13 protein-coding genes are annotated in these 14,728 nt (G+C 41.3%); 5 read left to right on the top strand and 8 right to left on the bottom strand.

From position 1 onward, the window contains the following. Nucleotides 1-8: 8 nt before the first annotated feature. The 5 genes from nuoF to ndhC all read right to left on the bottom strand — a co-directional run bounded on the left by nuoF (nucleotide 9) and on the right by ndhC (nucleotide 4,967). Nucleotides 9-1,340 (bottom strand): NADH-quinone oxidoreductase subunit NuoF, encoded by a 1,332-nt coding sequence (gene nuoF / locus AC07M3_RS15405; protein WP_003653475.1) that lies wholly within the window; start codon nucleotides 1,338-1,340, stop codon nucleotides 9-11. Beyond that, nucleotides 1,337-1,846 (bottom strand): NADH-quinone oxidoreductase subunit NuoE, encoded by a 510-nt coding sequence (nuoE, locus tag AC07M3_RS15400; RefSeq protein ID WP_003653477.1) that lies wholly within the window; start codon nucleotides 1,844-1,846, stop codon nucleotides 1,337-1,339. The genes nuoF and nuoE overlap by 4 nt, the downstream gene beginning before the upstream one ends. A 13-nt stretch (nucleotides 1,847-1,859) precedes the next feature. Continuing rightward, nucleotides 1,860-3,647 carry an NADH-quinone oxidoreductase subunit C/D gene (gene nuoC / locus AC07M3_RS15395; RefSeq protein WP_016139137.1) on the bottom strand — a complete coding sequence of 596 codons (1,788 nt, stop codon included), beginning with the start codon at nucleotides 3,645-3,647 and terminating at the stop codon, nucleotides 1,860-1,862. An 84-nt stretch (nucleotides 3,648-3,731) separates the two neighbouring features. Then, complete coding sequence (locus tag AC07M3_RS15390) at nucleotides 3,732-4,409, bottom strand: NuoB/complex I 20 kDa subunit family protein (protein WP_002050353.1); 678 nt, start codon at nucleotides 4,407-4,409, stop codon at nucleotides 3,732-3,734. A gap of 6 nt (nucleotides 4,410-4,415) precedes the next feature. Next, entirely contained in the window at nucleotides 4,416-4,967 is a 552-nt protein-coding gene (ndhC, locus tag AC07M3_RS15385) for an NADH-quinone oxidoreductase subunit A (RefSeq protein WP_003653481.1), read from the bottom strand. A 424-nt stretch (nucleotides 4,968-5,391) separates the two neighbouring features. On the opposite strand from ndhC, the gene AC07M3_RS15380 reads away from it, so the two are divergent. Both AC07M3_RS15380 and AC07M3_RS15375 read left to right on the top strand, forming a co-directional pair. Continuing rightward, on the top strand, nucleotides 5,392-6,810 hold the full coding sequence (locus tag AC07M3_RS15380; protein ID WP_092709345.1) for a GGDEF domain-containing protein: 1,419 nt from the start codon (nucleotides 5,392-5,394) through the stop codon (nucleotides 6,808-6,810). Between the two features lie 91 nt (nucleotides 6,811-6,901). Beyond that, nucleotides 6,902-7,255, top strand: coding sequence for a hypothetical protein (locus AC07M3_RS15375; protein ID WP_009393940.1), 354 nt, complete (start codon nucleotides 6,902-6,904; stop codon nucleotides 7,253-7,255). Nucleotides 7,256-7,277: 22 nt separating this feature from the next. On the opposite strand, the gene bfmS is transcribed toward AC07M3_RS15375, so the two are convergent. From bfmS to AC07M3_RS15360, 3 genes are read right to left on the bottom strand one after another with little or no spacing between them, the layout of a single operon-like run. Next, entirely contained in the window at nucleotides 7,278-8,927 is a 1,650-nt protein-coding gene (bfmS, locus tag AC07M3_RS15370) for a sensor histidine kinase BfmS (RefSeq protein ID WP_017392321.1), read from the bottom strand. A 32-nt stretch (nucleotides 8,928-8,959) separates the two neighbouring features. After that, a complete protein-coding gene (bfmR, locus tag AC07M3_RS15365; protein ID WP_003653488.1) occupies nucleotides 8,960-9,676 on the bottom strand; it encodes a response regulator transcription factor BfmR in 717 nt (238 codons plus the stop codon). Then, the gene (locus AC07M3_RS15360) at nucleotides 9,673-9,855 is read right to left on the bottom strand and encodes a hypothetical protein (protein WP_016801725.1); all 183 of its coding nucleotides are present in this window, start codon (nucleotides 9,853-9,855) and stop codon (nucleotides 9,673-9,675) included. Before AC07M3_RS15360 ends, bfmR begins: the two co-directional genes overlap by 4 nt. A 353-nt stretch (nucleotides 9,856-10,208) precedes the next feature. Between AC07M3_RS15360 and AC07M3_RS15355 the strand changes: the two genes are divergently transcribed. The 3 genes from AC07M3_RS15355 to AC07M3_RS15345 all read left to right on the top strand — a co-directional run bounded on the left by AC07M3_RS15355 (nucleotide 10,209) and on the right by AC07M3_RS15345 (nucleotide 14,646). Further along, nucleotides 10,209-13,040, top strand: coding sequence for a ribonucleoside-diphosphate reductase subunit alpha (locus AC07M3_RS15355; protein WP_494567696.1), 2,832 nt, complete (start codon nucleotides 10,209-10,211; stop codon nucleotides 13,038-13,040). A gap of 56 nt (nucleotides 13,041-13,096) precedes the next feature. Then, nucleotides 13,097-13,228: a hypothetical protein gene (locus AC07M3_RS15350; RefSeq protein WP_003653490.1), complete on the top strand. Its 132-nt coding sequence runs from the start codon at nucleotides 13,097-13,099 to the stop codon at nucleotides 13,226-13,228. A 134-nt stretch (nucleotides 13,229-13,362) separates the two neighbouring features. Further along, the gene (locus AC07M3_RS15345; RefSeq protein WP_005042873.1) at nucleotides 13,363-14,646 is read left to right on the top strand and encodes a ribonucleotide-diphosphate reductase subunit beta; all 1,284 of its coding nucleotides are present in this window, start codon (nucleotides 13,363-13,365) and stop codon (nucleotides 14,644-14,646) included. Nucleotides 14,647-14,728: the final 82 nt, after the last annotated feature.

The raw sequence follows: 14,728 nt of genomic DNA, 5'->3' as shown, positions 1-14,728 counted from the left end.
CGAATTCCTTAAGCTTGTTCTACGTTGCTGGTTTGCACGACAGGACGAGTCGTCACTTTCGCTTCAAACTCACCACGGAAATGTTTGAGTGCGCCCATAAGCGGCTCCATCGCACCTGGTGCGTGGGCACAGAAAGTTTTACCAATCCATAATTTACGAGTCAATTCTTGTAAATGATCGATATCTTCTTTCTTACCTTCGCCTACTTCAAGTGCTTTAAGCGCTTTAACAGCCCATGGCAAACCATCACGACATGGTGTACAGAAACCACATGATTCGCGCGCAAAGAACTCTTCTAAGTTACGAGTGAGCGATACCATACATTGAGTTTCGTCTACCACCATCAATAAACATGTTCCCAAACGAGAACCTGCTTTCATAATCGTGTCTGCATCCATTGGTAAATCAATGGTATCAGCCGGTAAAAAGTCAGTTGAAGCACCACCTGGCAACCATGCTTTAAGCTTTAAGCCCTCACGCATACCACCCGCATGATCTTCAATCACTTCACGTGCAGTTGTACCAAATGGCAACTCCCAAAGACCTGGGAATTTTACTTTACCTGATGCACCATAAATTTTAGTGCCTGGGTCTTTTGATTTACCTGCTGATAAACCGATATACCACTCTGGACCACGAAGCATAATTGCTGGCAAGTTGTTATAAGTTTCAACGTTGTTCACAATTGTTGGACGGCCCCATGCCCCTGCAACTTGCGGGAATGGTGGCTTGGTACGTGGGTTTGCACGACGGCCTTCGAGCGAGTTAATCAATGCAGTTTCTTCACCACAGATATAACGCCCTGCGCCCGTATGTACATGCAGATCAAAATTCCAGCCAGAACCTAAAATGTTTTCGCCTAAATAACCTTTAGCACGAATCTGTTCTAATGCTTCATTTAAGTATTGAGCTGCCTCAATATATTCACCACGGATAAAGATATAACCTTGAGTTGCCTCTAAGGTATAACCCGCAATCAACATACCTTCGATCAATTGATGTGGAAGTTTTTCCATCAACAAACGGTCTTTAAAAGTACCCGGCTCCATTTCGTCGGCATTACAGATCAAATAACGTGGACCACCATCATTTGGTGCCATTAATGACCATTTAATACCCGCTGGGAAACCCGCACCACCACGACCTTTTACAGTTGCAGCTTTAATGACATCTAACACTTCAGCAGGTTTCATGCCTAATGCTTTTTTAAAGCCAGCATAACCTTCAAGTGCTTCGTAATCATCAGCACCACGAACTTCTTCACGTTTACTTAAACGCCAAGTGAGCGGATGAGTTTCTGGATTACCGTCGCCATAAATTGGTTTTGGTTCAGTATTCATACATACTTCTCCAATAACTGTTTAATTGATGTCACTTCGACTAAACCGTGAGTATCTTCATCAATCATTAAAGTTGGGCCTTTGTCGCAGTTGCCTAGGCAGCAAATTGGAAGCAGTGTAAAACGACCATCTGGTGTCGTTTGACCATACTGAATTCCTAATTCGCGCTGGAATGCTTCAGCAAGTGTTTCTGCACCCATTAAGAAGCAAGCAATTGAGTCACAAAGCAAAATCACGTGACGACCTACCGGGTGGCGATAGATACGGTTGTAAAATGTTGCAACACCTTCCAAATCAGCAACACTCATCGACAATAACTGTGCGATGGCATTCATTTGAGCGTCATCTACCCAACCATTACGGCGTTGTACACACTTCAATGCATCCAAAGAGGCTGCACGAGGGTATGGATAGTGACCAATGTGATGTTCGATGTCGTGAATTTCTTCCGCAGTCAAAATCCCTTCAACATTCACACGTGGCTTTTTATCAGTCAAAATCATCATTATGTGTTACCTCTTAGCGATCCACGTCAGCCATAACCACGTCAATGGTCGCCAGATAAATGATTAAGTCAGATACCAAACTGCCGTTAATCACTGCAGGCATTTGCTGTAAGTGAGTAAACGTCGGTGTACGAATACGAGTACGATAACTCATCGTCGATTTATCTGAAGTCAAGTAATACGTACTTGCACCTTTAACCACTTCAGTCATAAATGATGACTCGCCCGCTGGCATGACAGGACCCCATGAAACGCTCAAGAAGTGCGTAATCAAGGTTTCAATATCTTGTAATGTCTTATCTTTCGGTGGTGGAACAGCCAATGGATGATCCGCTTTATATGGACCAGAAGGCATGTTATCCAAACACTGTTGAATAATTTTTAACGACTCAGTAATTTCACGGAAGTGAACGAGTACACGTGCATATGCATCGCCTTCATACTCAACTGGCACATCAAAATCGAAGTTTTCATAGCCACTGTATGGACGATATTTACGAACGTCAAAATCGATACCTGTCGCACGTAAACCAGTACCTGTCACACCCCATGCAAGTGCAGACTTGGCATCGTATTGTGCAACGTTACGAGTACGACCAATAAACACAGAGTTTTTCAATGCTGCCGTGTAGTATTCGTTTAAGCGCTTAGGCATCCACTCTAGCAATTCTTTAACAAGTTTTTGCCAGTTATTTGGAAGATCGTGCGCTGTACCACCAATACGGAACCATGCTGGATGCATACGGTAACCCGTAATTGCTTCAACAATGTCGTAAACTTTTTGACGGTCTGCGAACATATAGAATACTGGTGTCATACCACCGGCATCCTGAATTGCCGTACCACAGAACAACAAGTGGTTATTAATACGGAACAATTCGTTCAACATGACACGAATGACTTGAGCACGTTCAGGAACTTTGATTCCTGCCATTTGCTCTACAGCCATCACATAAGGCATGTTCTGAGCACAACCACCTAAGTAGTCGACACGGTCAGTATAAGGAATGAAAGAATGCCATGTTTGACGTTCAGCCATCTTTTCCACACCACGGTGGTGATAACCGATATCAGGAACACAGTCCTTCACTTCTTCGCCATCTAACTGCAATACAACACGGAACGCACCATGTGCAGATGGATGGTTAGGACCCAAGTTCAGGAACATAAAGTCTTCGTCAGCGTTACCGCGTTTAAGACCCCAGTCTTCTGGCACAAAACGTAAGTGCTCTTGTTCAAAGTCTTGTTTCGCTTTGTCTTGCATGTACGGCGTATATTCTGTCGCACGTGCTGAATATTCTTTACGTAACGGATGACCTTCCCAGTACGTTGGCAACAAGATACGACGGAGCATTGGATGCCCTTCGAAATTGATACCGAACATATCGTAAGCTTCACGTTCATACCAGTTGGCATTTGGCCAGATATTGGTCGCTGTCGGAAGGTTAAGATCATTTTCGTTCAAGGCAACCTTGATACGAATGTCACTATTACGCTCAAGCGATAATAAATGATAGAACACAGTGAAGTCAGATGCTGGTAAACCATCACGATGAACACGTAAACGTTCATCCATCGCAGATAAGTCAAACAGCATTACATATGGACGTTCCACTTTACGTAGGAACATAAGGACTTCTTGCACGCGTGCGCGCTCAACCCAGACTGTTGGAAACTCTTCAAAAGTCGCCTGCACGTAAAAGTTCTCACCAAATTTGGTTTTGAGTTCTTCTACGATTGCAAATGCTGGGCGTGAATCAACTGGTGTTGACTCTGGCATAGCAATGTCAGTTTCAGCCATTGGCTTGGCTTCCTATTTAATACAAATTCTGTCAATTTTCTCGATGAACATATCGGTTAGATATGTCAAAGCACCGTCAAAAAATTATTTAATCTCATCCATAGAGCGTAAGTTTTTAACGGCAATACGCTGCGCATTCTTACGGTCACGTTCTGGCATCATCTTTGGCTTATACACTGGCTGAAGATCATCACCGATCACGGCAGAAAGCGGGCGTCGCTCTAATTGAATCTGGTCTTGTAAAAGCATTAAAGCTTGAATTAATGCTTCAGGACGAGGTGGACAACCTGGGACGTACACGTCAACAGGAATAATTTTGTCTACACCTTGTACTACTGAATAGATGTCGTACATACCTCCAGAGTTTGCACAAGCACCCATCGAGATGACCCATTTAGGCTCTAACATCTGTTCATATAGACGCTGAATAACTGGTGCCATTTTTACGAAACAGGTCCCTGCAACAATCATCAAGTCAGCTTGACGAGGTGAAGCACGGATAACCTCTGCGCCGAAACGTGACAAGTCATGCACACCTGTTAAGGTGGTTGCATATTCAACGTAACAACATGAGGTACCAAAGTTAAATGGCCACAAGGAGTTTTTACGCCCCCAGTTTACTGCTGTATGCAAGACATCCTCTAAACGAGTCATGAATACGTTTTTATTCACTTCCTCTTCTAGTGGATCTGTCACGATTTGACGTTCTTGCAATGGGTATTGATCAGCATCCGGATTCGCGCGGGTCAGAGTATATTTCATCCCGACTTACTCCTTTTCAGATGACAATGCAGGTGTAGTTTTTGACTTAACACGACCTGATGATTGAGCTGGAATCTGGCCTGTAGGGTCAGTTACGAGCTCTTCAATAGAGTTAAAGCGTGTAATTTCAGCAATATTCATTGTTGGTGAACCGATTTTAATCGCCTCACCTGCTGATTTACGGCGATCTGCTGGTGACCAACTTAAAGCACCTACAGAGAAGGCATAAACAAGCGCAATCAATAAATCAACGACAAAGATCACGACAGTGGTATATCCCAACCACCCTACTTCACGCACAGAAGTAGACCATGCATAGAGGTAAAGTGCCTCTAAGTCGAAGACAACAAAGAAAATTGCAACTAAATAGAACTTTGCAGACAGGCGAATGCGAGCGCCACCAGCACTCACGACACCCGATTCAAACTGCTCTTGCTTAGCACGCCCCCACGATTTCCCCCCGAGGAGTAAGGGAACTGTGAGCATAAAGACGCAAAGAAATGTAACGCCGATCACGAAGGCGATAATCGCCCAGTCGTATGGAGTAATGGCACTCATGCGGGGATAACTCCTGGCAGGCCTATTATTTAACAAAGAATGTATGTATTGGCCTTCAAATACACCAAACACAAAATTAATCCCGCCAATTGTACCTGATTTCTAATTTCGCATGCTAGTTGAAGCGTCTTAGTCTTTCGGATGATTTTCTAAACAAAACTATTCTTCTATGGGTTGTAAGGGGGGTTTCACCACGCATAATCGGTTTATTTAATAGTTTTTTTGTTTATGATGATTTTTTTCATTTTTTAATTTTAGAATAATTACACAGTTCATCGACCATTAAGTTTTTATAACTTACTTTTTTATAATATTAGTTTGTTTTTTATTGTATTCAACTTCCCCTCTGAATTATGATGAATGTTTAGTCATACATAATATTTTATTACTCTTGGATAAGAGTGTTTATCATTAAGGGCAGCTGATGCCAGACTCACTTCGTGAATTTTCATTTCCCTCTTCTTTAAAATTTTTTCTCCTGTTTGGCTTCATTATTACGGTATGTTGTTTTATTGGCATCGCATCTCGTCCTTTAAGTTTTCTGGCGTTCTTCTGGCCAGCCAATTCTGTTTTGCTCGGTCTACTCATTCGCTTTCCGAGCACACGTCGACCCAGCACGTTTTTAGGTGCCTACATAGGTTATGTTATTGCTGACCTATTTCAGGGTACTCCATTTGCTCTCACACTCGTTTTAACAACGTCAAATTTTATTTATGTTGTTACTACCCTCGCCCTCTATATGTTTTTTAATCAGCATATTAAAGCGGCCTATCGAGGCTATTCTTACCTCTTTTTATTTGGTTTATGCGGTATAGGCAGCGTAGCAGGTGCATTGTTTGCAGCAACTTTTGTGCCTATGTTTAATACCAAATTTATGCTTGGTAATTTGTGGGATGAATTCGGTTACTGGTTCACTTCAGAACTACAAAATGCCCTACTTCTTTTGCCGATCATATTAAACCTACCTCAATATAGTCAGGTAAAGCATTATTTTTCGAGAAATCGTGGTTTAGAAGCAATTGACCTTTTACCTTTCTTGGCTGTCATTATTTCTATTGGCGCTAGCTATTATGACTCTGGTCCTGGTTCATTACTTTACCCGATTGCCGCACTCATCTGGTGCGCTATTCGCTACAAACCTATTATTGTTGCACTCATTACGACCTTTACCAGTGCCTATATTATCTATCATGTCTCTGGACATTATCTTTTACTCTATCCGAACGAATATTTAAGCAATACCATTTCCATTCGTATTGGATTAATCATGATGACGATTGCACCTCTTACTGTCTCTAGCATTAGTGTTTTACATTCAGAGTTAATTCAAAAGCTTCAACATGCCATTGCGCATGACGAGCTAACCTCTAGCCTCACCCGACGCCAGTTTTTGCAGTCGGTCAGACTACTTCAAGAAAAGGTATACAAGGAAAATAAAACCTCAGCATTTTTCATGCTTGATGTAGACCATTTCAAACACGTTAATGACAACTACGGCCATCAAATAGGCGACCGCGCCCTACAGACTTGTGTCACTACTATTCAAAATATTTTGCATCCTCATGACTTATTGGGCCGCTTTGGCGGTGAAGAATTTGCAATTTTTATTGCAGATACCACCAAGGAGAGTGCTTTTGATCTTGCAGAGCAAATACGCATTAAAATTAGTCAGCAACCGATTTATATTTATGGGAAATTACCAATTTTCATTCAAGTGAGTATTGGCATAAGTTTATATTCCCCATCTTCTCATAGAGCGATTGAAAATTTATTTAAAGAAGCAGATGACGCTTTATATCAAGCAAAACGCCAAGGGCGTAATCGGGTCTTTATATCTTTATAGGTTTTCATTTAATCATCTAGTGTAATGAATTTTATACAATATCCTATATTTTGCCATGTATGCTAATAACAGATAATAAGGAGAAAAATGCATGACTCTAGAATATACGCATAAACCAAACTACTACTTGTTTGCGCAGTTACTTGTGCGACATATAGAAAGCTATATTCACAAACATCCAGATGCTAACAATGCAATTTTTGACTTGCGAGATGTCTATGAAATATTTAGGCAAGATTTTGCGTCAACCACAACAAACCTAGAAGGTATTTTGCATATTGCGGATGAATATAAAATAGAAACGCTTAATGGAGATCAACCTCTTATTCAAAAATACCAGATCGATGCAAAAAATAATTCGTTGCTGATCGACTTTAATTCCGATGCGTTGACCAGCTTAAGAAGCGGAAAACCTATTTTGGAACCAGATGCAACTCGATTATAAGTAATGCAATAAAAAAGCACCTTCATGAAGGTGCTTTTTTATTGGCTTTCAAAGGAGGTTGTTTAAAGCGTTTTGCAGGCCATGTCATGATAAAGCGAGCTCCACCTAAGGTAGGACTTTCATCTACTTTAATTTCACCACCGAACCAGTAAGCAATACGGCTTACAATTGACAAGCCTAAACCATAGCCACCCGACGCACGAGTACGGCTATCATCTAAACGAGCAAAGGCTTCAAATACTCTTTGACGATCTTGTTCTGGAATTCCAGCGCCATCATCTTCAACACAAACAAAGGCCATACCATCGCTGTGAACACCACCTGTGATGCGAACTTTATTATCACAATAACGAACAGCGTTACCTACCAAGTTTTGAACAACCCGATGCAAATAACGACGCTCTGCATCCACTTTCAAATAAACAGGAGGAGCAACAAGTTCAATTTCTTTTTGCGTTTTTAAAGCTTCGGTTTCTACCGCAACTTGATCTAATACATCAAATAGAGCAATTTCAGCAAAATCTAATGAAGGTGTACCCTGCTCTAGTTTTGCATAAGTCATGATTTCATCAATTAAGGTATTGAGCGCCTCAATATCTTTATCAATCATATCAACCTGATGCATACGATGGTTGTAATCGTCTTCTTCTGCCAACATTTCTGTACCAAAGCGTATACGGGCAACCGGCGTTCTAAGCTCATGAGATACCGCTCTCATCAACTCGCGCTGAGCCTCGATTAAACGCTGAATATGATCAGACATGTTGTTATAACTTGATGCCAAGTTTGCCATTTCGTCACTTCCTTCAATAGGAACACGCAATGACAAATCACCAGACTTCATACGGTTTAACGCATAACGTACTTGGCGAATTTTACGTTCTAACGGCAAGATGAGACCGTAAACACCTAAACTCAGTAAGAATAGGCTAAATAAGGTAATTCCCGCTGAAAGCTGTAAAGGCATCCAGTTAAACATCGGAACTGGCCCAAGAACTAGAACTTGTGCAGGATGATTCGGTATTGGAGATACGATCGAAATGGTCGTGCCGCGCATTGTTGCACTATCTTTGTACAACATGACACTTTGGTCTTGGCGTAACCGACCAATTTGCTCGGAATCCAGATTAACATCTTGAATATTGTAGATATTAATCGGATATGAGAAATGTTTTTGAATCTTAGCAAGATATTCTTGTTCTTGCCCTGGATAAAACATTAGATAATCAAGTACAAAAATAGGGAGAGCCTTCATTTGGCGCTCACTAATTTTGTCTACTTTTATCGATAAATAGTGCTGAGGATCATCACGTAAGCCAATAATAATATACGCAATACTATTACTGGCATCGTAACGGACAACAGATTTTTGAGCTTCGATCCGTTTTTTCTCGGTACGAGATAACTCAACCTTGCTCGCATCAGTGTAATAAATTGGAAGTTCCAATAAATCTGATGCATCTGAAACCCAGTCTATTTTCTGTTGCTTCCCCGGTTGTCGAGCGACTCCCTCACTAATGACATAAGAAATACCATCAGTTAAAGATTCTCGGTATTCTTGTGCCCGTTGATAATTGATGATTTGTACAAGCAAATAACCAAAAACGGCAACCAAAACAACAAGAATTACCAGTCCCGCATATATTCGCAGGAATATGCTGTGTTTAAACACTCGACCAACCTTATAGGAAGTTTATGCAGATCTTATAACCCATTGGTTTCTTTAACGAACAAGTAACCTTTACTACGTACTGTTTTAATACGCTTTGGATTTTCAGGATCATCGCCAATTTTTGGACGAATACGTGAGATACGGACATCGATTGAACGGTCCTGACCATCGTATTCAATACCGCGTAAACGTTCGAAGATATCTTCACGCGATAAGATACGGCCGGCATTTGATGCAAGCAACCATAATAGGTCATATTCTGCGCTAGTGAAATCAACAAGCTCACCATGCAACGTTACCGAACGGCCGCCATTATCAATCACAAGGTCATCAAACTCGATACGTTGTGCAACTTCGTCTTCTACAGTTTTATCTGTACGACGTAATAACGCACGGATACGGGCTAAAAGTACGCGTGGCTGAACTGGTTTAGCGACATAGTCATCCGCTCCCATTTCAAGGCCAAGTACCTGATCCATATCTTCTGTACGTGCAGTCAACATAAGAATCGGTTGATGATAATGTGGACGAACTTCACGGCAAACGGTTAAGCCATCGGCACCCGGCAACATGACATCCAAGACCACTAGGTCTGGTTGTTCACTAATAATACGACGAATTGCACGGTTACCATCAGTTTCTACACCAACTTCCAAGCCGTTGCGGATTAAATACTCTTGAGTTAATCGTGCTAAACGCTCGTCGTCTTCAACGATCAGAATCTTTGGTAACTTTTCTTCTTGGCTCATATCATTGCCCCTATAAATCTCATTACATGCATCTTAAAAATCTTGCAGATACATTCGTTTATCATTTGCAATATACACACGTTTACATTGTAAACAAGTAGGCGTTCACCAAACTGATACATGACAACCATGTTTTGTTGCATTTTATTAACCTTTGAATTTTCTCGTGTTTTTAACATTTAGTTATTGTTATTAAATTTCATATTCTATTCATATTTCCAATGTATGAATATTAAACAAATTATTTCTTTAACTACTTTAATTGTATTTAAGTGCTTGTTTTTTGAGTTATCCACAAAGTTATCTATAAGTGTTTTTTAATAGCTTTGCTATGCTATCTCCCATCAAATCATACAGATAAAAAATTACTAAAAAGTCAAGATTGATCTGCTATGAAAAATCCCGTATCTTGTGTTCAAAATAAACTTTAACTACTAAGTCTTGTGTTTATCCCTCAAACATCGTGGCATACTTTTTGCTCGGTTCAAACGGTCTATAAACATAACAAAAGTGACAATGGAGCTATGCTGGCATGAGCGTAATTACTTCGACTCCCGGTCAAATTCAGGTGATCAAACGCACTGGAGATGTTGCTGCATTTGATGCAGAGAAAATTTCTGTTGCGATTGGTAAAGCTTTTCTTGCTGTGGAAGGTCAACAGAGTTCGGATTCAAGCCGTATTCACGACCGTATTACCCAACTAACGGAAATGGTATTAAATACTTTCACTCGCCGTTTACCATCGGGCGGTACGATCCATATTGAAGAAATTCAAGATCAGGTTGAACTTGCTTTAATGCGTACCGGAGAACAGAAAGTTGCCCGCGCTTACGTAATTTACCGCGAACAACGTACGACTGCTCGTCAGCAAACGAACTCAAACCACCATCCTACGTTACAAGTGACCGATGCAAATGGTCAGCTTCAGCCACTTGATTTAAGTGCATTACAAGCAACTGTAGCTAAAGCAGCCGAAGGTTTGGAAGGTATTGATGTTCAGGCTATTGTCGATGAAACCGTTAAAAACTTATATAACGGCGTAAAAGAGACTGATATTGCCACTACGATGATGATGGCAACACGTACTCGTATTGAACAAGAACCAAACTATACTTACGTGACTGCACGTTTGCTCTCTAGTGAATTAGTGAGCACAGGTTTAGCGTTCTTAGGCTTACCTACAGATACTCCTGAAAACACTGCACTCGAAGCCTTTTTGAAAAAAGGTGTAGAGCTTGATTTGCTTTCACCAGACTTGCTTGATTTCGATTTAGAGAGACTTGCAGCAGCAATTCAACCAGAACGCTCTAATCAGTTTACCTATTTAGGTTTACAGACTTTATTTGACCGTTACTTCATTCACTCAAACGGCGTTCGCTTCGAATTACCGCAATTATTCTTTATGCGTGTGTCGATGGGTCTTACGTTAAATGAGCAAAATAAAGAAGAACGTGCAATCGAGTTCTATAACTTATTGTCTAGCTTCGACTACATGGCGTCTACGCCTACCTTGTTTAACTCAGGTACATTACGTCCACAGCTTTCTAGTTGTTACTTAACAACGATTGGCGATGACCTTTATGACATTTATGGCGCAATGCGCGACAACGCAATGCTTTCTAAATGGGCTGGCGGTTTAGGTAATGACTGGACACCTGTACGCGCATTGAACTCTTACATTAAGGGTACAAACGGTAAGTCTCAGGGTGTTGTTCCGTTCTTGAAAGTTGCGAACGATACAGCTGTTGCGGTAAACCAAGGTGGTAAGCGTAAAGGTGCAGTATGTGCATACTTAGAAACTTGGCACTTAGACATCGAAGAATTTTTAGAACTTCGTAAAAACACTGGTGATGACCGTCGCCGTACACATGACATGAACACTGCGAACTGGGTTCCAGATTTGTTTATGCAACGTGTATTTGAAGATGGTGAATGGACGCTATTTACTCCTTCTGAAACTCCAGACTTGCACGATTTAACTGGTGCTGAATTTGCTGAGCGTTATGCTTACTATGAGTCTGTAGCGAAAGAAACAAACATGCTACACAAGAAAGTACGTGCTAAAGACTTATGGCGCAAAATGCTTTCTATGTTGTTTGAAACTGGTCACCCGTGGATTACATTCAAAGATGTATGTAACTTACGTTCACCACAACAACATGTTGGTGTAGTTCACTCATCTAACTTATGTACTGAAATTACCTTGAACACAAATCAAGACGAAATTGCAGTATGTAACTTGGGCTCAATCAACCTTGTACAACACGTTCAAGGTGGTGTGTTAGACCGTGAGAAGTTAGCTCGTACAATTAAAACAGCAGTACGCATGCTCGATAACGTTATCGACATTAACTACTACGCTGTACCACAAGCGAAAAACTCGAACTTGAAACACCGCCCTGTGGGTATGGGTATCATGGGCTTCCAAGATGCTCTATATGAAATGAACATCGCTTACGGTTCAGATGCTGCTATTGATTTTGCTGATGAATCAATGGAAGTGATTAGCTACTACGCGATTGAAACTTCAAGCAACTTGGCTGTTGAACGCGGTGCTTACTCAACATTCAAAGGTTCATTGTGGGATCAAGGTATCCTCCCAATCGACTCTTTAGAAATTGTTGCGAAATCTCGTCCAGAGCGTATGTTCGAAGTTGACCGTACTCAACGTTTAGACTGGGACACATTACGTGCCAAAGTTCAAAAAGACGGTATGCGTAACTCAAATGTGATGGCAATTGCTCCTACCGCAACCATCTCTAACATTTGTGGTGTTTCTCAGTCTATTGAGCCAACATTCCAAAACTTATATGTGAAATCTAACTTGTCTGGTGAATTCACTGTCATTAACCCATACCTCGTTCGTGCATTAAAAGAACGTGGTCTTTGGGACACAGTAATGGTTAATGACTTGAAACACTTCGAAGGTTCAGTACAAAAAATTGCTCGTATTCCTGAAGAATTAAAAGCAATCTTTGCTACTGCGTTTGAAGTGGATACACGCTGGATCGTTGATGCTGCATCACGCCGTCAAAAATGGATCGATCAAGCTCAGTCGCTTAACCTTTACATTGCTGGTGCAAACGGTAAGAAACTTGACATCACTTATAAGATGGCATGGTTACGTGGTCTTAAGACGACTTACTACCTCCGAGCTTTAGGTGCAACTTCTGCTGAAAAATCTACAATTAACACAGGTGCTTTAAACGCAGTTAAACCTGCGACTGTTGAAGCGGCTCCGGTTGCTGCCCCTGTTGTAGAAGCGAAAAAGCCTGAAGCAGTTGAAGAAGATGGTTTTACCCAAGCAGCTCCAGTTCCAATGGCTTGTTCAATCGACAATCCTGATTGCGAAGCTTGCCAATAACATTCAATAAAATTGCTCTTTTTCACTAAAGAGCAATTTTACAAGAGGTAAAGATTATGCTTTCTCATCTCAGCCATAACTATATGCTTGGTGTTGGAGTTTTAATCTTTGCCTTTCTTTTCTTTTATATGCCACTGGTTTACGCATTTTTCACAATACGTAAGCAACAGCGTAAGCAAAATAAGTAGTAGAGACCAAAGGCCCAAAATTTGGTCATACATCAATAAAACTTAATTTTGTTTACACATTAAAAGCGTATAGTAGGGACATCTTCGTTTAAGAGATGTCAAATATAGATATACACAACGAAGAGAGAACAAAAATGTCTATCCTTAGTTGGGACGATTTTGAAGATGATTCGCAAAAACCGGCTGCACCTGAACTCAAGTCTGCGCCCGTCAAATCGGAAAAAACGACTAATTCGCAGAATGTATCTTCTGCGGAGTCATCATCGCAGAGCTTGGCAACTTCACAATCCGCTGGAACCCATTCCGTGCGACCAACAGTTGCCTCCGATACGGTGGCTAGAGCCTCTGCAGCCTTAGAACATTTAGATGTTGCTCCTGGCCTTGAAGAGCTAGAAATGGGCGCACAGCGTGTTCAGGTTGACGACAAAGCGATGATTAACTGTCGTGCGGACTTGAACCAGCTTGTTCCATTTAAATATGAGTGGGCTTGGCAGAAATATCTTGACGGGTGTGCAAACCACTGGATGCCTCAAGAAGTAAACATGAACCTAGACATCGCGCTTTGGAAGTCTGAAAACGGCTTAACTGAAGATGAGCGTACGATTGTTATGCGTTCTTTAGGTTTCTTCTCGACTGCGGACTCTTTGGTTGCAAACAACTTGGTATTGGCAATTTACCGCCACATTACCAACCCTGAATGCCGTCAGTACATCTTGCGTCAAGCATTTGAAGAAGCGATTCACACTCATGCTTATCAATACTGTATCGAATCTTTAGGTATGGACGAAGGCGAAGTCTTCAACATGTACCGTGAAGTTCCATCTGTTGCACGTAAAGCAGCGTGGGGATTGAAATATACTCAATCTTTAACAGATCCTAATTTCCACACAGGCACACCTGAAAACGACCAGCGTTTACTTCGTAACTTGATCGCGTTCTACTGTGTTCTTGAAGGGATTTTCTTCTACTGTGGCTTTACTCAAATTTTGAGTATGGGTCGTCGTAACAAGATGAACGGTGTTGCTGAGCAATTCCAATACATCTTACGTGATGAATCTATGCACTTGAACTTTGGTATCGACATGATTAACCAAATCAAGATTGAGAACCCTCACCTTTGGAGCGCAGAGTTCCAACAAGAAGTGGTTCAAATGATTGTTGAAGGTACAATGCTTGAAATCGAATATGCGCGTGACACGATGCCACGTGGTGTATTGGGTATGAATGCAAGCATGATGGAAGAATATTTGAAATTCATCTGTAACCGCCGTTTATCTCAGTTAGGTTTACCAGAGCAATTTGCTGGTGTAACCAACCCGTTTGCATGGATGTCTGAAATGATGGACTTACGTAAAGAGAAGAACTTCTTTGAAACGCGCGTAACTGACTACCAAACTGGTGGCGCGTTAAGCTGGTAAGTTTAAGCATCCGTCACGCGACACATAAGTTGTCATTTGCGACGCATAACATGTCATTGAGCGACACATAAGTTGTCATAGA

It is taken from the genome of Acinetobacter sp. GW821-FHT09D10, assembly GCF_059416285.1.
This window is presented reverse-complemented; position numbering and strand designations above follow the sequence as displayed.

Coding starts and splice junctions, on each gene's coding strand:
- AC07M3_RS15355 (WP_494567696.1), top strand. CDS start 10,209: ATGAGCGTAATTACTTCGACTCCCGGTCAAATTCAGGTGATCAAACGC.
- AC07M3_RS15350 (WP_003653490.1), top strand. CDS start 13,097: ATGCTTTCTCATCTCAGCCATAACTATATGCTTGGTGTTGGAGTTTTA.
- nuoE (WP_003653477.1), bottom strand. CDS start 1,846: ATGATGATTTTGACTGATAAAAAGCCACGTGTGAATGTTGAAGGGATT.
- ndhC (WP_003653481.1), bottom strand. CDS start 4,967: ATGAGTGCCATTACTCCATACGACTGGGCGATTATCGCCTTCGTGATC.
- AC07M3_RS15360 (WP_016801725.1), bottom strand. CDS start 9,855: ATGTTAAAAACACGAGAAAATTCAAAGGTTAATAAAATGCAACAAAAC.
- AC07M3_RS15390 (WP_002050353.1), bottom strand. CDS start 4,409: ATGAAATATACTCTGACCCGCGCGAATCCGGATGCTGATCAATACCCA.
- AC07M3_RS15345 (WP_005042873.1), top strand. CDS start 13,363: ATGTCTATCCTTAGTTGGGACGATTTTGAAGATGATTCGCAAAAACCG.
- nuoF (WP_003653475.1), bottom strand. CDS start 1,340: ATGAATACTGAACCAAAACCAATTTATGGCGACGGTAATCCAGAAACT.
- nuoC (WP_016139137.1), bottom strand. CDS start 3,647: ATGGCTGAAACTGACATTGCTATGCCAGAGTCAACACCAGTTGATTCA.
- AC07M3_RS15375 (WP_009393940.1), top strand. CDS start 6,902: ATGACTCTAGAATATACGCATAAACCAAACTACTACTTGTTTGCGCAG.
- bfmR (WP_003653488.1), bottom strand. CDS start 9,676: ATGAGCCAAGAAGAAAAGTTACCAAAGATTCTGATCGTTGAAGACGAC.
- AC07M3_RS15380 (WP_092709345.1), top strand. CDS start 5,392: ATGCCAGACTCACTTCGTGAATTTTCATTTCCCTCTTCTTTAAAATTT.